This is a genomic window from Streptococcus sp. KHUD_011, assembly GCF_046352925.1.
GTDB lineage: Bacteria > Bacillota > Bacilli > Lactobacillales > Streptococcaceae > Streptococcus.
On sequence record NZ_CP157578.1, the window covers coordinates 209,263 to 227,585 of the forward strand.

The 18,323-nt window shown below is 39.9% G+C and carries 16 protein-coding genes; 9 read left to right on the forward strand and 7 right to left on the reverse strand.

Translation table 11 applies throughout. The annotated features are described in order from the left end of the window. Positions 1-158: 158 nt before the first annotated feature. Positions 159-851, forward strand: coding sequence for a histidine phosphatase family protein (locus tag ABKJ27_RS01120; RefSeq protein WP_261080969.1), 693 nt, complete (start codon positions 159-161; stop codon positions 849-851). Positions 852-953: 102 nt separating this feature from the next. On the opposite strand, the gene ABKJ27_RS01125 is transcribed toward ABKJ27_RS01120, so the two are convergent. From ABKJ27_RS01125 to ABKJ27_RS01150, 6 genes are all read right to left on the reverse strand, one after another. Next, complete coding sequence (locus ABKJ27_RS01125) at positions 954-2,612, reverse strand: ABC transporter permease (protein WP_000440017.1); 1,659 nt, start codon at positions 2,610-2,612, stop codon at positions 954-956. Next, positions 2,602-3,693, reverse strand: coding sequence for an ABC transporter ATP-binding protein (locus ABKJ27_RS01130; protein ID WP_001289693.1), 1,092 nt, complete (start codon positions 3,691-3,693; stop codon positions 2,602-2,604). The genes ABKJ27_RS01125 and ABKJ27_RS01130 overlap by 11 nt, the downstream gene beginning before the upstream one ends. A gap of 12 nt (positions 3,694-3,705) precedes the next feature. Then, positions 3,706-4,752, reverse strand: coding sequence for an ABC transporter substrate-binding protein (locus tag ABKJ27_RS01135; RefSeq protein WP_049531814.1), 1,047 nt, complete (start codon positions 4,750-4,752; stop codon positions 3,706-3,708). 162 nt (positions 4,753-4,914) lie between these two features. After that, entirely contained in the window at positions 4,915-5,955 is a 1,041-nt protein-coding gene (locus ABKJ27_RS01140) for an ABC transporter substrate-binding protein (protein WP_410011863.1), read from the reverse strand. A 292-nt stretch (positions 5,956-6,247) separates the two neighbouring features. Further along, complete coding sequence (locus ABKJ27_RS01145; protein ID WP_410011864.1) at positions 6,248-7,018, reverse strand: response regulator transcription factor; 771 nt, start codon at positions 7,016-7,018, stop codon at positions 6,248-6,250. Continuing rightward, a complete protein-coding gene (locus tag ABKJ27_RS01150) occupies positions 7,011-8,660 on the reverse strand; it encodes a sensor histidine kinase (protein ID WP_410011865.1) in 1,650 nt (549 codons plus the stop codon). The genes ABKJ27_RS01145 and ABKJ27_RS01150 overlap by 8 nt, the downstream gene beginning before the upstream one ends. A gap of 147 nt (positions 8,661-8,807) precedes the next feature. On the opposite strand from ABKJ27_RS01150, the gene leuS reads away from it, so the two are divergent. From leuS to ABKJ27_RS01165, 3 genes are all read left to right on the forward strand, one after another. Next, the gene (gene leuS, locus ABKJ27_RS01155) at positions 8,808-11,309 is read left to right on the forward strand and encodes a leucine--tRNA ligase (RefSeq protein WP_410011866.1); all 2,502 of its coding nucleotides are present in this window, start codon (positions 8,808-8,810) and stop codon (positions 11,307-11,309) included. Positions 11,310-11,503: 194 nt separating this feature from the next. Next, positions 11,504-12,199 (forward strand): GNAT family N-acetyltransferase, encoded by a 696-nt coding sequence (locus ABKJ27_RS01160; RefSeq protein ID WP_001144927.1) that lies wholly within the window; start codon positions 11,504-11,506, stop codon positions 12,197-12,199. An 11-nt stretch (positions 12,200-12,210) separates the two neighbouring features. Beyond that, on the forward strand, positions 12,211-12,627 hold the full coding sequence (locus tag ABKJ27_RS01165) for a GNAT family N-acetyltransferase (RefSeq protein WP_084928775.1): 417 nt from the start codon (positions 12,211-12,213) through the stop codon (positions 12,625-12,627). 723 nt (positions 12,628-13,350) lie between these two features. Here ABKJ27_RS01165 and ABKJ27_RS01170 read toward each other — a convergent pair. Further along, positions 13,351-13,443, reverse strand: a complete 93-nt coding sequence (locus tag ABKJ27_RS01170; protein ID WP_000970296.1) for a type I toxin-antitoxin system Fst family toxin — start codon at positions 13,441-13,443, stop codon at positions 13,351-13,353. Positions 13,444-13,576: 133 nt separating this feature from the next. On the opposite strand from ABKJ27_RS01170, the gene ruvB reads away from it, so the two are divergent. From ruvB to rseP, 5 genes are all read left to right on the forward strand, one after another. Beyond that, on the forward strand, positions 13,577-14,575 hold the full coding sequence (gene ruvB, locus ABKJ27_RS01175; RefSeq protein ID WP_023946759.1) for a Holliday junction branch migration DNA helicase RuvB: 999 nt from the start codon (positions 13,577-13,579) through the stop codon (positions 14,573-14,575). After that, entirely contained in the window at positions 14,556-15,128 is a 573-nt protein-coding gene (locus ABKJ27_RS01180) for a nucleotidyltransferase family protein (protein WP_410011867.1), read from the forward strand. Before ruvB ends, ABKJ27_RS01180 begins: the two co-directional genes overlap by 20 nt. Before the next feature lie 336 nt (positions 15,129-15,464). Continuing rightward, positions 15,465-16,223, forward strand: coding sequence for an isoprenyl transferase (locus ABKJ27_RS01185; RefSeq protein WP_049501812.1), 759 nt, complete (start codon positions 15,465-15,467; stop codon positions 16,221-16,223). Positions 16,224-16,231: 8 nt separating this feature from the next. Continuing rightward, positions 16,232-17,035 carry a phosphatidate cytidylyltransferase gene (locus tag ABKJ27_RS01190; protein ID WP_410011868.1) on the forward strand — a complete coding sequence of 268 codons (804 nt, stop codon included), beginning with the start codon at positions 16,232-16,234 and terminating at the stop codon, positions 17,033-17,035. Positions 17,036-17,056: 21 nt separating this feature from the next. Continuing rightward, positions 17,057-18,316, forward strand: coding sequence for an RIP metalloprotease RseP (gene rseP / locus ABKJ27_RS01195; RefSeq protein ID WP_410011869.1), 1,260 nt, complete (start codon positions 17,057-17,059; stop codon positions 18,314-18,316). Positions 18,317-18,323 lie beyond the last annotated feature (7 nt).

Genomic DNA, 18,323 nt, shown 5'->3' on the forward strand with positions numbered 1-18,323 from the left:
ACAGATAACTCTGATTTAGTTTGAATTTGATTTTCATCTAATATCTTTATTTAATGAACTCCTAAACTTTTTCATAATAATCTCCTGCAAAAGTCGCCTGTCTGGGTGGCTTTTGTTTTATCATCCATGATATAATAGAAGCAAACGGAGGACGGAAAATGGTAAAAGTACGATTGTATTTGGTACGTCATGGCAAGACCATGTTTAACACGATTGGTCGCGCGCAAGGTTGGAGCGATACTCCCTTAACAGCTGAAGGTGAGCGAGGGATTCAAGAATTAGGAATCGGTTTGCGAGAATCTGGTCTACAGTTTGAGCGTGCTTATTCGAGCGATTCTGGTCGCACCATTCAGACCATGAGAATCATCCTTGATGAACTTGGTTTGCAGGGAAAAATCCCTTATCGCATGGACAAGCGTATCAGAGAATGGTGTTTTGGTAGTTTTGATGGAGCCTACGATGGCGATCTTTTCATGGGCATTATTCCTCGTATCTTTAATGTGGACCATGTTCACCAATTGTCTTATGCTGAACTGGCTGAGGGCTTGGTAGAGGTTGATACAGCTGGTTGGGCAGAAGGCTGGGAAAAACTCAGTGGCCGAATCAAGGAAGGTTTTGAAGCAATTGCCAAAGAAATGGAAGAGCAAGGTGGAGGCAACGCCCTCGTTGTCAGCCACGGAATGACCATTGGCACCATTGTTTATTTGATTAATGGTATGCATCCGCATGGTCTAGACAATGGTAGCGTGACGATCCTTGAATATGAGGACGGCCAGTTTAGCGTAGAAGTTGTCGGCGACCGTAGTTACCGAGAATTAGGGCGTGAGAAGATGGAGGAAGTCTCTATTTAATCAGTCTAGACTTGCTTGTTATGAACTAGGGATTTGATAAGAATATCAAGATAAGAAAAAACAGCCGAGGGTAATCCTTTCGGCTGTTTTTGATGGGGGAAACTAAAGTGTAATGCTATTGCTTTTAGAGATTTTCATAAACAAGAGCAAGGAACCTACTGTTAGAACAGTCAGGATAGTTGATAAGGCTGCGGCTACACCGTAATTCCCTCTGAGAACCTCTGTATAAATGGCTACAGTCATTGTTCTTGTTTTGACATTGTAGAGGAGGATAGAAGTAGAGAGTTCTGAAATCATTGTAACCCAAGATAGGATAGCTCCAGAAATAATACCAGATAGCATCATTGGAGTTGTAATCTTGGCAAAGGTATTGAGACGGCTACTTCCTAAGCTTTCAGCAGCTTCTTCAATACTTGGTGCTATTTGTTGCAAGCTAGCAACAGATGAGCGAATAGTATAAGGCAATCTTCTAACGGATAGAGACATAATCAAGATGAAAGCTGTTCCTGTAATCATAAGAAATCCACTTCCAAATAGACCGGTATTGAAGGAAGAAATGAAGGCAATCCCTAGAACGGTTCCCGGTACAATATAAGGGACCATACTGAGGCTGTCAATTAAGTTTGTAAACAAATTCCGTTTTCTAACGGCTAGGTAGGAGATAAATGTTGCAAATAGAACAACTAGAACTAAGGCAATCAACGGGATACGAATGGTATTGAAAATAGCAGATCCCATACGATTGAAAGCTACCTTGTAACTGTTTAGAGAATAGCCTTTGACAAATACCATACCTGATGTTTTTAGGAAAGAAGTATAAATCAAGTAGACTTGAGGTAGAACAGAGAACAAGATAATTCCGTAGACTGTTGCATAAATGGCAACCATTTTTCCTTTTGTGGTTTTTTTAGGCTCAATTGGATGGAGCGAATTCATGCTGAAACTGTAGCGATTTGAAATGTATTTTTGGATAAGGAAAATTGCCAAGGCAATGATAATAGCCATAATTGCTAACGCAGATGCAAAGGCAGAATTTCCTCCAACCTCGCTAATAAATTGAGTATAAATCAAAACCGGGAAAGTCCGATATCCTTCACCAATTAACATAGGTGTTCCAAAGTCTGAGAATGCTCTCATAAATACAAGCAAGGCAGCAGCTAGTAAGGTTGGAACTAGGAGAGGTAAAACAACCGTTACGATACGCTTAAATCCGAAGGAACCCATACTTTCAGCAGCTTCAAGTAGAGAATTGTCAATACTTTTCATTGTCCCAGCAACGTATAGAAATACCAGTGGGAATAGTTGCAGAGTAAAGACAAGTACAATTCCTTTGAATCCATAAATATCGATAGCTGGAAGATGCAGGGTATTTGTCAGGAATTTTGTGATGACCCCATTTCGTCCCAGTAAGAGAATCCAGGAGTAGGCTCCCACAAAAGGAGCTGACATAGAAGCAATGATAATCAATATTTGTAGAAATTTCTTCCCCTTGAAGTCATACATAGAGAAGAGATAAGCTAATAAGGTTCCTACTACTAAGGAAGTGACAGTAGCGGTAATGGAAACCTTGAAACTATTGACTAGTGTCTCAGAATAGTAGGCTTTACTAAAGAAAGTGACAAAATTAGCTAGTGAGAATTGTCCTTCATGTATGAGTGCTTGCTTGAGCACGGTAACGATAGGATAAACGAGAAAGACAAGATAGGTAAGAAAGATGAAGAAAGAGGAGGCTGTCCAAATATTTAGTTTTTTACGTTCCATGGTTGACTCCTTTTATCAGGTTTTGGGAACCATCTGCAGAAAAGACGTTTAATTTTTGAGTATTGATTCGTAGACGAATACGATCGCCTTTTTGTAGATCTTCTTCAAAAGTTGATTCTTCGCTAACTTGAATTTTTGAGGCAAAACCTGTCTCAATGAAATACTCCGTATTTAGTCCAAGATAGACGCTATCGCTAATAGTTCCTTCAATATCTCCAGATTCATCTTTGATAAACTCTTCAGGACGAATGCTTACATGAATGGCTTGCTCCTCAGCTTGATCAAGAGCTGGCATTCGAAGAGCATAGCCATCTGAAAAGACGATATAAGCACCGTCGCTCCGTTTTTCGAGATTGGCAGGGATAATATTTGTGCGTCCGATAAAGGTTGCTACAAACTCATTAGCTGGTTTATGATAGAGTTCTTTGGGCCGACCGATTTGTTGGATGACTCCATCTTTCATAACAGCAATTTGGTCTGAAATAGCCATAGCTTCTTCTTGGTCGTGGGTCACATAAACAGTTGTAATTCCCACTTCGTGTTGGATTTCTCGAATGGCTTGACGCATATCCAAGCGAAGTTTGGCATCCAGATTACTAAGGGGCTCGTCCATGAGGAGAACACTTGGATTAACCGCTAAGGCACGTGCCAAGGCGACACGTTGTTGTTGTCCCCCACTAAGTTTATCGGGCTTCCGATCTGCATATTGAGCAATTTGCATGAGTTCAAGATACTTGTTGGTCTGTTGAATCAATTCTTCTTTTGGAACCTTCTTTTGCTTAAGACCAAAAGCAACATTGTCTCGGACAGTCAAATGTGGGAAAATAGCGTAGTTTTGGAAAACCATCCCAATATTGCGTTTGCTGGGTTCCATATTATTGATTTTTGTATCATCGAAGTAAAATTCTCCGCCTTCGATACTGTTGAATCCTGCAATCATGCGAAGAAGAGTCGTTTTTCCACATCCTGAAGGTCCAAGAAGGGTAAAGAGACTTCCTTTTGGAATTGTAATGTTCAAATTCTCAATAACAGGGACATCGTGGTAGATTTTTTTGGCGTTAATAATTTTGATCTCACTCATAGTGAACCTCTTTTACTGTTTAGATTGGATATCTGTAAAGACTTCGTTGTATTTCTTAACGATATCTGATTTATTCTTGATGACATAATCATAATCTTCAGTGAGTGTTTTGATTTTGTCAATTGGTTTCATATTCTCGCTTGTTTTAGCATTTTTACGAACAGGACGGTTAGTAGTGGTTGTACCAAGTGTATCTTGTACTTCTTGAGAGATGATGAAATCGATAAATTTCTTGGCATTTTCCATGTTTTTTGCTTTTTTAACGATAGCGGCACTAGCAGGTAGGAAAACTGTTCCTTCTTTTGGATAGACAACTTTGATGTTAGCTCCGTCATTTAAGAGTTTAACAGCTGGATCTTCGTAAGAGAGACCAACAGCCATTTCTCCATCAGCTACTGCTTTATAGACACCAGATGAGCTTGAACCGATTTTACCATCAATAAGTGTGAAGAGATCTTTTACATAAGACCAGGCTTTATCGTCTTTGTACCCACCTTGAGCTTGTAGCATATTTGTTAATTGAGCAAAGGCGCTAGAAGAGTTTGCTGGGTCAGCAGTTGCAATTTTTCCTTTTAGTTCAGGTTTGAGAAGGTCGCTATATCCTTCGATATTCATGCCTTTAGTTAAATCAGGGTTGACGATTAAAACACTACCATCTAGCGTATAAGGAGTAGAGTAACCAGTTGTGTTTTGATATTCTTTGATAACATTATCATTTTCTTTTGAAGTATAGTTTTCAAAGAGTTCTCCGTGGGTAGCATATTGTGTATAAGAACCACCAAAGATAACATCGGCTACAGGAGCTTCTTTTTCTGATTCTAATTTTTTGAAAAGTTCTCCAGTACCAGCTTGAATCAGTTCTACTTTAATACCGTATTTTTCTTCAAAGGCGGGAATAGTTGCTCCAATTAAACCCTCTGAGTTTGGTGAATAAACGACTAGCGAACCGCCGTCTCCTTTATCAGATGAACTGTCATCGGCAGATTCATTAGAAGAACAAGCAGCAAGACCAAAAAGAGCTAGTCCGCAAGCAGCATAATACATCCATTTCTTTTTCATGATGGATACCTCCGTTATGTTATTTAAGTTTATTTTAAAATAATGTAAGCGTTTTTAAAACCGATAATTCTATTCTATTAGAGTAAAATTCTCTACAAAAACGGAAGTAATCTTTTTGATTTTATACTAGGGTACGACAGTTAATCATTGGGAAGTCAAATTTTATTTTTTAGATTGGATATCTGTGAAAATATCATTGTACTTTTTAAGAATAGCGGATTTGTTTTTGATGACATAATCTGAATCTTCAGTGGCAACATTGATTTCTGTCATAGCCTTCATATTTTTATTGGTTTTAGCATTTTTACGAATGGGTCTGATTGTAGTTTCAGTTCCTAGTTTATCTTGGATTTCTTGAGAAAGGAGGAAATCGATAAACTTCTTAGAATTTTCCATATGTTTGGCGTTTTTGACGATAGCTGCGTTACCAGGTAAAAAGACGGTTCCTTCTTTTGGATAAATAACTTTTACATCAACTCCATCGTTTAAGAGTTTTAAGGCAGGATCTTCATAGGTGAGTCCTACAGCCATTTCCCCATCGGCGACAGCTTTGTAAACATTCGAAGAGCTAGATGCAATTTTTCCATCTACTAGGGTAAATAGATTTTTCACATAGGTCCAAGCTTGTTCATTTTCGTATCCACCTTGGTCTACAAGCATGTTTGTTAATTGAGCAAAAGCGCTAGAAGCATTACTTGGATCAGCAGTAGCAATTTTTCCTTTTAATTTAGGATTGAGTAGATCATTGTAGCCTTCAATTTTAATATCTTTTGTAAGGGCTGAATTGGCAATGATAACACTGACATCCAGTGTGTAAGGTGTGTAGAATCCTGTTTTATTTTGATATTCAGGGATTATCTGATCGTTCTCTTGAGAAATATAAGGTTCAAAAAGCTTTTCGTTAGAAGAGAAGAGGGTGTAGGAGCCTCCGAAAATGACATCAGCTACAGGGGATTCTTTTTCGGCCTCAGCTTTTTTGAACAATTCACCAGTGCTGGCTTGTACTAAGTCAACCTTGATACCATATTTTTCTTCAAAGGCTGGGATTGTTTCTTCGATAAGGTCTTCAGGGTTAGGTGAGTAGACAACCAAAGTGTTATCTGAATCTTTTTCAGAGCTAGTTTCCGCTTCTATAGGTGAAGAACATCCTGATAAAGAAAGGAATATCCAGCCAAAAGAGAGAAAGAATAGTATTTTTTTCATAAGTATCTCCTTTTTTACGAACATTTCCTCTACATAGATTATTAATGTTTTTAAATTGTAGAGTCCTACAGGATATAATAAAAACCTTAAAGAAATCTAAAACGAAAAATAGGAAATGAGTTCCAAGAGCAAGGATGGGTGAATTGTAGCTGAGATTTTGATGGTAATACTCTTCAAAACACGTCACTTTATCTGCAATCTCAAAGCTATGATTTGAGTAGTTAGCACTTTGATTTTCATTGAGTAGAAGTACAAAATAAAAAGATTGCCTGAGCTGAGCAATCCTTTTACATCAATGGTTTTTATCCATAAGTTTTAATTCTTTTGGAGAAATATGGAGATACTTTTTAAAAACTTTGGCAAAATATTTATAGTCTGAAAATCCAACTTGTTCAGAGATATAGCTTAGGGGGGAATTGGAGGACTCAGCCATTTTATCTATAGCTTGTTTGAGGCGGTAGCGTAAGATATATTCATTTAGCGTCATTGGGAAGTCTTCTTTGATAACCTTATATAGATAACTTTCACTATATCCTAGATTATCTGCAATGGTAGAAATGGTAAAGTGCATGCAGTAGTGTTGGTGCACAAATTCAAGAATTTGCTGAATGATTTGGTTTTGTGTATCAACTTGTTGGATGGAGGTGAGCAAAGTTTGATATTCTTCTAAAAAAGGAGTTTCTTGATAAGTGCTAACTCGTAATCGCAAAACAATTTTTTGAAGACATTCTGTCAACTCCTTGGTATCAATTGGTTTGGATAAGAAATCAACTGCTCCATATTGCATGGCTTTTTTGGCATTTTGAAAATCGTTATAACCTGATAAGATAACTTTTTCATAAGAAAGGGTACGAGTGGCTTCGAACATCATGAAAGCATCCATAATTGGCATTGTGATGTCTGTTAAGACAATATGAGGTTCTTTTTCTTGGATGAGTTTCATTCCCTCTTGACCGTGACTAGCAGTTCCTACAACTTGGATACCTAAGGCAGAGTAGTCTACGGCAATCTCTAGCCATTTTCGAATGAGGTGTTCGTCTTCTACGATAATGAGCTTAAACATGAGTTAGTCCTTTCGTTATAAATTTGACCCAAGTTTCTCCTTGGCGATTGACTCCTAAATCTAGCTGGACATCAGAAAAGAAATTGCTCAATCGTTTATAGCTGTTAACGATGCCATGTTGGGTATGAGGGCTTTCTAAAGAGTCTAAAATAGCGAGTCGCTCTTGTTTGGTGAGTCCTCCAGCATTATCCTTGACTAAAAAAGTTAGAGAGTCTGCTTCCAAGGTAATTTGGATATCAATATGAAGATCAATACGGTATTGCATCCCATATTTTATAGCATTTTCTACTAGAGGGAGCAAGAAAAGCTTAGGTATAGGCTGATTATCGACAGTTTCTGGACAGACAATATCATAAGAAAAGTGCTCAAAACGAATCTTATGAATAATCAGGTAATCCTCTATAATCTTTAAATCTTGGCAAATGGTTGTTTCTTTTTCTAAATCGGTGATACTGTAGCGAAGAATGCGCGTGAGATTTTGAATCAGGTCTTGTGTGAGAGCGGCATCCATTAAAGAAGTGATTTTAATCGTCTCAAGTGTATTGTAGAGAAAATGAGGATTGAACTGAGCTTCCAGCATTTTTCTTTCAAAAATCCACTTTTCTTTTTCGATGGTCAACATTTTTTGATGAAGTTGATCTAATTCGTACAACATATTGTTGATTTTTTCGGCCATAAATTCAAACTCATCACCTGTTTGTAGAGAAAGCCTTTTTTCTGCTTGTTTGGGAATTTCTTGAAGTTGGTAAACTAAGCTTTCAATAGGAACAGCGTTGTGTGTAGCAATCTTATGAGCAATTCGTCTTGCTTGCCAGAAGTAGAGGAAGAATATACATAAGGTGAGAATGGAGGCTAGGCCGAGTAAGCTAGGAATAGGAAAGAAGGATTGAAAAGTATAGATTGAAAAAATAGCACCGACTTTTTCTTTTTGAACAATAAGCGGTTCATTCGCATACCAGTGGGTGCGAGAGTGTAGGAGCTTTTCATCAAATTTTTCAAGAGTGGAACGAGTAAACTGATTTGTATTGTTAGAAAACATATTTCCAAAGCTATCGGTAATGATGTATTTGGAATTAATCATTGGGAAACTTGAAATGAAATCATTCTCATTTACGAAAGCAATAGTATAGGCCTTAACTCGTTGGTTTTGAAGTAGTGGTTTGATAAAGAGTGTGTAGTGTTGCTTGTCTGAAGAGAGTGCAATTTTTTCTGTAACTTTATCTTGAGAAGGATTTTGAATGAGCAGTTTTAGATAATAGGGTGATAAAATACTTTCTTGATGATTTCGATTGGTACTAAATAGTAATTCACCTGTATCACTTAGGATAATGAGATCAGAACTAAGTTTTAATTTAGCTTTTGTCTCGTAAAATAAGCTAAAGACTTCTCGCTCTGTGTGTTTACCATCCAAAAATCCAGGAATCATTTTATAGTTCATAGTGGTTAGGAGTTCACTATTTGCTTCTTTCATCTCTTGAACTTGTTTGACAATCTGTCTCGTATCTTTGGATAGTTGTTGCCTTTGTAAAAAATAGGAAAAACCAAAAAGTAAAATAAGTAGTAAAAGAGAGGTCACAAAGGCTGCGATAGAGCTTCTATGGAGAATTTCTTTTTGGAGAGATTTTTTAAAAGAATGAGACATCCATTACCTCCTTAAAAGGGTTTTCTATTATAAGTATAGCAGTTTAAAAAATCTAGAGCAAGGTAAAATAGAAAAGTATAGAATAGAACGAGACCAAATTCCCTCAAAAATGGTATAATAGTAACATCACAAAATTGGAGAGAGACCATGAGTTTTTACAATCATAAAGAAATTGAGCCTAAGTGGCAGGGCTACTGGGCAGAACATCATACATTTAAGACAGGAACAGATGCATCAAAACCGAAGTTTTATGCGCTTGACATGTTCCCTTATCCGTCTGGAGCGGGTCTGCACGTAGGACACCCAGAAGGCTACACAGCGACAGATATCCTCAGCCGTTACAAACGTGCGCAAGGCTACAATGTCCTTCACCCAATGGGTTGGGATGCTTTTGGTTTGCCTGCAGAGCAATATGCTATGGATACTGGTAATGACCCAGCAGAATTTACAGCTGAAAATATTGCTAACTTCAAACGCCAAATCAATGCGCTTGGATTTTCTTATGACTGGGATCGTGAAGTCAATACAACAGATCCAAACTACTACAAATGGACTCAATGGATTTTTACTAAGCTTTACGAAAAAGGCTTGGCCTATGAAGCGGAAGTGCCAGTAAACTGGGTTGAGGAATTGGGAACAGCCATCGCCAACGAAGAAGTCCTTCCTGACGGAACATCTGAGCGTGGAGGCTATCCAGTTGTCCGCAAACCAATGCGCCAATGGATGCTCAAAATTACAGCCTATGCAGAACGCTTGCTTAATGACTTGGATGAGTTGGATTGGCCAGAGTCTATCAAGGACATGCAACGCAACTGGATTGGTAAATCAACTGGTGCCAATGTAACCTTCAAAGTTAAGGGAACAGACAAGGAATTCACAGTCTTTACGACTCGTCCTGACACCCTTTTCGGTGCTACTTTCACTGTCTTGGCTCCTGAGCATGACTTGGTTGACGCCATCACAAGCCCAGAGCAAGCAGAGGCTGTAGCAGACTACAAACATCAAGCTAGTCTCAAGTCTGACTTGGCTCGTACCGACCTTGCTAAGGAAAAAACAGGAGTTTGGACTGGTGCTTATGCTATTAACCCTGTTAATGGCAAGGAAATTCCAATCTGGATTGCGGACTATGTTCTTGCTAGTTATGGAACAGGTGCTGTCATGGCTGTTCCTGCCCATGACCAGCGTGACTGGGAATTTGCCAACCAATTTGACCTTCCAATCGTAGAAGTACTTGAAGGTGGAAACGTAGCAGAAGCTGCCTACACAGAAGATGGACCTCATGTCAATTCAGACTTCCTAGATGGATTGAACAAAGAAGACGCTATTGCTAAGATTGTGGCTTGGTTGGAAGAAAAAGGCTGTGGACAAGAGAAGGTTACTTACCGTCTCCGCGACTGGCTCTTTAGCCGCCAACGTTATTGGGGTGAGCCAATTCCTATTATTCATTGGGAAGATGGAACTTCAACAGCAGTTCCAGAAAGTGAATTGCCACTTGTCTTGCCAGTAACCAAGGACATCCGTCCTTCAGGTACTGGTGAAAGTCCACTAGCTAACTTGACAGATTGGCTTGAAGTGACTCGTGAAGATGGTGTCAAGGGTCGTCGCGAAACCAATACTATGCCACAATGGGCAGGTTCAAGCTGGTACTACCTCCGCTATATTGACCCACACAATACTGAGAAATTGGCCGATGAGGATCTTCTCAAACAATGGTTGCCAGTAGATATCTACGTGGGTGGGGCAGAGCATGCTGTTCTTCACTTGCTTTACGCTCGTTTCTGGCACAAATTCCTCTATGACCTCGGTGTTGTTCCAACTAAGGAACCATTCCAAAAACTCTTTAACCAAGGAATGATTTTGGGAACAAGCTACCGTGACCACCGTGGGGCTCTTGTGGCAACCGATAAGGTTGAAAAACGTGACGGTTCTTTCTTCCATGTAGAAACAGGGGAAGAGTTGGAGCAAGCGCCAGCCAAGATGTCTAAATCGCTCAAGAACGTTGTTAACCCAGACGACGTGGTGGAGCAATACGGTGCCGATACCCTTCGTGTTTATGAAATGTTCATGGGCCCACTTGATGCTTCAATCGCTTGGTCTGAAGAAGGTCTGGAAGGAAGTCGTAAGTTCCTTGACCGTGTTTACCGTTTGATTACAAGTAAGGATATTGTTGCGGAAAACAATGGCGCTCTCGACAAGGTTTACAACGAAACCGTTAAAGCTGTCACAGAGCAAATCGAATCCCTCAAATTCAACACAGCCATTGCCCAACTTATGGTCTTTGTCAATGCGGCTAACAAGGAAGACAAGCTTTATGCAGACTACGCCAAAGGCTTTATTCAATTGATTGCACCATTTGCGCCTCACTTGGCAGAAGAGCTCTGGCAAACAGTTGCAGCAACAGGTGAGTCAATCTCTTACGTGGCTTGGCCAACATGGGACGAAAGTAAATTGGTTGAAGACGAAATCGAAATCGTTGTTCAAATCAAAGGAAAAGTTCGTGCCAAACTCATGGTCGCTAAAGACCTATCACGCGAAGAATTGCAAGAAATTGCTCTAGCGGATGAAAAAGTCAAAGCAGAAATTGACGGTAAGGACATCGTGAAAGTAATTGCGGTACCTAACAAACTCGTTAATATCGTCGTTAAATAACGAGTTTATTAGCTCTATCTGCCACCTTCAATAGTCCACTGGACTATTGAAGCCAACCAAATTGGTTAATATTGTTGTGAAATAAGATAGGAATCCTTCAGAGTAGAATCTGGAGGATTTTTTGAGTCTTCTTATGAAAGTATGATATACTATGGGCAACTATAAAGTTTGGAAAGCAAAACAAGGGGAAAGTTATGCCAGTAAATGAATATGGTCAAATGATTGGTGAGTCAATGGAAGGTTATACACCAGGTGAACTGCCTTCTATTGATTTCTTAGAAGGGCGATATGCTCGAATAGAAGCTCTTTCAGTGGAAAAGCATACGGAGGATTTATTAGCTGTTTATGGTCCGGATACTCCTCGGGAGATGTGGACCTACCTTTTTCAGGAACCAGTGGCAGATATGGAGGAGCTGGTTACCCTTTTAAATCAGATGTTAGCTCGTAAGGACCGTTTTTACTATGCAATCATAGACAAGGAAACTGGTAAAGTTTTAGGAACTTTTTCTCTCATGCGTATTGACCAGAATAACCGAGTAATAGAAGTGGGAGCTGTCACTTTTTCTCCAGAGCTCAGGGGGACACGAATAGGGACAGAAGCCCAGTATCTCCTGGCGCGCTATGTTTTCGAGGAACTTAACTATCGTCGCTATGAGTGGAAATGCGATGCTCTTAACCTGCCATCAAGACGAGCAGCGGAACGTTTGGGCTTTATTTATGAAGGAACCTTCCGTCAGGCAGTGGTTTATAAGGGGCGCACGAGGGATACGGATTGGTTGTCTATAATTGATAAGGATTGGCCCAAAGTAAAATCTCGTTTGGAAACATGGTTGCGTCCTGAAAATTTTGACAAAAATGGACAGCAGTACAAGAGCTTGAGAGAACTCTAAGAGGTGTTGAGATGATTACTATTAAAAAGCAAGAAATTGTCAAGCTAGAGGATGTTTTGCATCTCTATCAGGCTGTCGGTTGGACAAATTATACCCATCAACCAGAGATGCTGGAGCAGGCCTTATCTCATTCATTAGCGATTTATGTGGCACTTGATGGCGATGCTGTGGTAGGCTTGATTCGTTTGGTTGGCGATGGATTCTCATCAGTATTGGTTCAGGATTTAATTGTTTTACCAATCTATCAGCGTCAAGGGATTGGTAGCGCCTTGATGAAAGAGGCTTTAGAGGATTACAAAGATGCCTATCAAGTCCAGCTGGTGACAGGCCAGACAGAAAGAACCTTGGGATTCTATCGTTCTATGGGCTTTGAAATCTTATCCACCTATAATTGTATAGGAATGACTTGGATGAATCGAGAAAAATAATAAAATTTGTTTTTTATTAAGCAAAATTTAAGGATGGTCTAGTATTATATAGTCATTAAATAAAGACCTCCTAACTTTATTTAATGAAATCCTAAAACTTTTTTCATCATAATCTCCTAATGAAGCCACCCAATCAGGTGGCTTTTTTCGTGGATAGGTGATGGTGATAGATTTTTTTTGCAAAATAGTAAAATTTGAGAAAAGTTAAGCTAGTTTTAAGCTTTGTCTTGTATCATATAGTTATTAAATAAAGACCTCCTAACTTTATTTAATAAAATCCTAAACTTTTCTTTTTCATAATAATCTCCCTTAACTCCACCCAATCAGGTGGAGTTTTTTGGCTCTATTTCAGGATTTTGGGGACTATTCTAAAAATCATTTTCCGATATTTTTCGGATTTTGGTCGGGGAATTGGCGGGGATTTTTTTAGCGAATATGACTAAGAAATAGGTCTGTTTTCGCTTCAGCTACTTCAACCTCACTTTGAATTTAAGTGACTATTAATTGAAGGACTAGAACTACTGTAATAATGCTCTTGGTTGTCAAGGAGTGAGTCATCATATTGTTGTACAGCGGTTGAAGTTTGAAAAGCCGAGAATGTAAACCTTTGACAAAATTTGTGAACTGTGGGATAATGGATAGGAATTAAGGATTAGTTCTATATCATGGACTAGAAAAGACCCCAAGCTAACTTCCACATTAAGCTTGGGGTCTTTTTTGACACTATCTATCTTTGTTTAACCATTTATCGACTAAGCGAAGAACAACACCGACCACAATTGGTCCGATGATAGTTTTAAGGATTAGTTCCATCATGGGCTATCTCACCTCCTTTCGTAGGCGGTGTAGAAGTGCCGTAGAATATTATACCACATAAGTGCTAAACTCGGGAGGCACCCAATCAGGTGCCTTTTTTGTTTGTGGCTTGGTTTTTTGATATAATGGAAACATGAGTAGAATTTTAGATAATGAGATAATGGGGGACGAGGAGTTAGTAGAACGCACGCTCCGTCCTCAGTATTTACGTGAATATATTGGGCAGGATAAGGTCAAGGACCAGCTTCAAATCTTTATAGAAGCTGCCAAAATGCGGGATGAAGCGCTGGATCATGTGCTTTTATTTGGCCCTCCAGGCTTGGGAAAAACGACCATGGCTTTTGTTATTGCCAATGAACTAGGTGTCAATCTCAAGCAGACTTCGGGTCCAGTCATTGAAAAAGCCGGTGATTTGGTAGCGATTTTGAATGACTTAGAGCCTGGGGATGTTCTCTTTATTGATGAGATTCATCGTTTGCCAATGTCAGTGGAAGAGGTGCTTTATAGTGCCATGGAGGACTTCTACATTGATATCATGATTGGGGCTGGTGAAGGCAGTCGCAGTGTTCATTTGGAGTTGCCACCTTTCACTTTGATTGGTGCGACGACTCGGGCTGGTATGCTCTCAAATCCGCTACGGGCACGTTTTGGAATTACAGGTCACATGGAGTATTATGCCCATGCTGACTTGACGGAAATTGTTGAGCGGACGGCAGATATTTTTGAGATGGAAATCACTCATGAGGCAGCATCTGAATTAGCCCTACGTAGTCGTGGAACCCCTCGTATTGCCAATCGTCTCCTCAAACGCGTGCGCGATTTTGCCCAGATTATAGGGAATGGGGTTATCGATGATCTTATTACTGATAAGGCTTTGACTATGCTGGATGTTGACCATGAAGGTCTGGACTATGTGGACCAGAAAATCCTTCGCACCATGATTGAGATGTACGGTGGTGGTCCTGTTGGTCTAGGAACTCTTTCTGTTAACATAGCAGAAGAGCGTGAGACAGTTGAAGACATGTATGAGCCCTACTTGATTCAAAAAGGTTTTATCATGCGGACACGTTCTGGACGGGTGGCGACTGCTAAGGCATATGAGCATTTAGGGTATGAATATATTGAAAAATAAGGCTGAAATTTTAGACTCTTTCAGAGAAAATCCGGATATGATGGCTATTTTGACTATCATCCGAAACCTTGGTCTGAAAGATTCTTGGTTGGCAGCAGGTTCTGTCAGAAATTTTATCTGGAATCTCTTGTCAGAGAGACCAGCATTTGATCTTGAAACAGATGTAGATGTGATTTTCTTTGATCCGGATATTTCTTATGAGGAAACCTTGTTCCTAGAGAAAAAGTTGAGAGCGGATTTTCCTCAGTATCAGTGGGAATTGAAAAATCAGGTCTATATGCACCAGCACAGCCCTCATACTGCTCCCTATAGCAGCTCTTGTGATGCTATGAGTAAGTATCCAGAACGATGTACGGCTGTTGGACTGCGCTTGAATGAAAAATCCGCTTTGGAACTCTTTACTCCATACGGTTTGGAGGATATTTTGAATTTTCAAGTTCGTCCAACTCCTCATTTTTTAGAGAATCAAGACCGAATGGTTCTCTATCGAACACGTCTATCCAAGAAAAATTGGCAGGAGAAATGGAAAAATTTGATTTTAAAAAATACTTAAGGAAACTTTAAGCTAGGAAGTGTATACTAAGTCCATAAGTTAAGAAGACCTTAACTTAAACTCCTAAAACTTTTTCATAATAATCTCCCTATAAAAAATAGAGTCGCCCAATCAGGCGGCTTATTTTTTTGAAAAATGGGCTTGGTGCCTGAGAATAATACTCAATGAAAATCAAAGAGCAAACTAGGAAGCTAGCCGCAGGCTGTACTTGAGTACGGCAAGGTGAAGCTGACGTGGTTTGAAGAGATTTTCGAAGAGTATAAATAGCTTAGTGATAGAAGAAAATAGGGAAATATGGTATAATGAAACGATAGATTTTTGAATAGGAATAAGATCATGTTTGGATTTTTTAAGAAAGATAGGGCTGTGGAAGTAGAGGTTCCGACACAGGTTCCTGCTCATATCGGCATCATCATGGATGGCAATGGCCGTTGGGCTAAAAAACGTATGCAACCGCGAGTCTTCGGACATAAGGCGGGCATGGAAGCATTGCAAACTGTGACCAAGGCAGCCAACAAACTAGGCGTTAAGGTTATTACGGTCTATGCTTTTTCTACAGAAAACTGGACCCGTCCAGATCAGGAAGTCAAGTTTATCATGAACTTGCCAGTAGAGTTTTATGATAATTATGTCCCAGAATTGCATGCGAATAATGTTAAGATTCAAATGATTGGGGAGACAGACCGCCTGCCTAAGCAAACTTTTGAAGCTCTGACCAAGGCTGAGGAACTAACTAAGAACAACACAGGATTAATTCTTAATTTTGCCCTCAACTATGGTGGACGTGCTGAGATTACACAGGCTCTTAAGTTGATTTCTCAGGATGTTTTAGATGCCAAAATCAACCCAGGTGACATCACAGAGGAATTGATTGGCAACTATCTCTTTACCCAGCATTTGCCTAAGGACTTACGAGATCCGGACTTGATTATCAGGACTAGTGGAGAATTGCGTTTGAGCAATTTCCTTCCTTGGCAGGGAGCCTATAGTGAACTCTATTTTACGGATACCTTATGGCCCGATTTTGACGAGGAAGCCTTGCAGGAAGCCATTCTTGCCTATAATCGTCGTCATCGTCGATTTGGAGGAGTTTAGGAGGAAATATGACACAGGATTTACAGAAAAGAACCTTGTTTGCAGGGATTGCCCTGGCTATTTTCCTACCAATTTTAATGATTGGGGGACTCTTGCTTCAGATAGCAATTGGAATCATAGCCATGCTAGCAATGCATGAACTTTTGAAGATGAGAGGTCTAGAGACCATGACCATGGAGGGCCTCTTGACCCTCTTTGCAACCTTTGCCTTGACCATTCCTTTGGAGAATTACCTGACTTTTTTACCAGTTGATGGGAATGTGGTTGCCTATAGTGTGTTGATTTCAATCATGTTAGGAACGACCGTTTTTAGCAAGTCTTATACGATTGAGGACGCTGTTTTCCCTCTTGCTATGAGTTTCTATGTAGGCTTTGGATTTAATGCTTTACTAGATGCTCGCGTTGCAGGTTTAGATAAGGCTCTCTTAGCCTTGTGTATCGTCTGGGCGACAGACAGTGGTGCCTATCTTGTAGGAATGAACTATGGTAAACGAAAATTAGCTCCGACAGTTTCTCCAAATAAAACCTTTGAGGGTGCCTTGGGTGGTATTTTAGGTGCTATTTTAGTAAGCATCATCTTTATGATGTTTGACAGTACAGTTGCTCTTCCGTATGGAATTTACAAGATGTCAGTCTTTGCTATTTTCTTTAGCATTGCTGGACAATTTGGTGATTTACTAGAAAGTTCGATCAAGCGTCACTTTGGTGTCAAGGATTCTGGGAAATTTATTCCTGGACATGGTGGTGTTTTGGATCGTTTCGATAGTATGTTGCTTGTATTTCCAATTATGCACTTGTTTGGACTCTTTTAATCAAAAGACGGAGGAAATACTATGCTCGGAATTTTAACCTTTATTCTGGTTTTTGGGATTATTGTAGTGGTGCACGAGTTCGGACATTTCTACTTTGCCAAGAAATCAGGGATTCTAGTGCGTGAATTTGCCATTGGTATGGGTCCCAAAATCTTTGCTCACATTGGCAAGGATGGAACGGCCTATACCATTCGAATCTTGCCTCTGGGTGGCTATGTTCGCATGGCCGGTTGGGGTGATGATACAACTGAAATCAAGACAGGAACTCCTGTCAGTTTGACTCTTGCTGATGATGGTAAGGTTAAGCGCATCAATCTTTCAGGTAAAAAATTGGATCAAACAGCTCTTCCTATGCAGGTGACCCAGTTTGATTTTGAAGACAAGCTCTTTATCAAGGGCTTGGTTCTGGAAGAAGAAAAAACATTTGCAGTGGATCACGATGCAACGGTTGTGGAAGCAGATGGTACTGAGGTTCGGATTGCACCTTTAGATGTTCAATATCAAAATGCGACTATCTGGGGGAAACTCATTACTAATTTTGCAGGCCCTATGAACAACTTTATCTTAGGTGTCGTTGTTTTCTGGATTTTAATCTTCATGCAGGGTGGTGTCAGAGATGTCGATACCAACCAGTTCCATATTATGCCCCAAGGGGCCTTGGCTAAGGTGGGAGTACCAGAAACGGCACAAATTACCAAGATTGGCTCACATGAGGTTAGCAACTGGGAAAGTTTGATTCAGGCCGTGGAAACAGAAACCAAAGATAAGACGGCTCCGACCTTGGATGTGACTATTTCTGAAAATGGTAGTGACAAACAAGTAACGGTTACCCCAGAAGAAAGTCAAGGGCGTTACCTTCTAGGTGTTCAACCGGGGATTAAGTCAGATTTTCTATCCATGTTTGTAGGTGGTTTTACAACTGCTGCTGACTCAGCTCTCCGAATTCTCTCAGCCCTTAAAAATCTGATTTTCCAACCGGATTTGAACAAGCTAGGTGGCCCTGTTGCTATCTTTAAGGCAAGTAGTGATGCTGCTAAAAATGGAATTGAGAATGTCTTGTACTTCTTGGCAGTGATTTCTATCAATATTGGGATTTTTAATCTTATTCCGATTCCAGCCTTGGATGGTGGTAAGATTGTGCTCAATATCCTAGAAGCTATCCGCCGCAAACCATTGAAACAAGAAATTGAAACCTATGTCACCTTGGCCGGAGTGGTCATCATGGTTGTCTTGATGATTGCTGTGACCTGGAATGACATCATGCGACTCTTTTTTAGATAATCGAGGA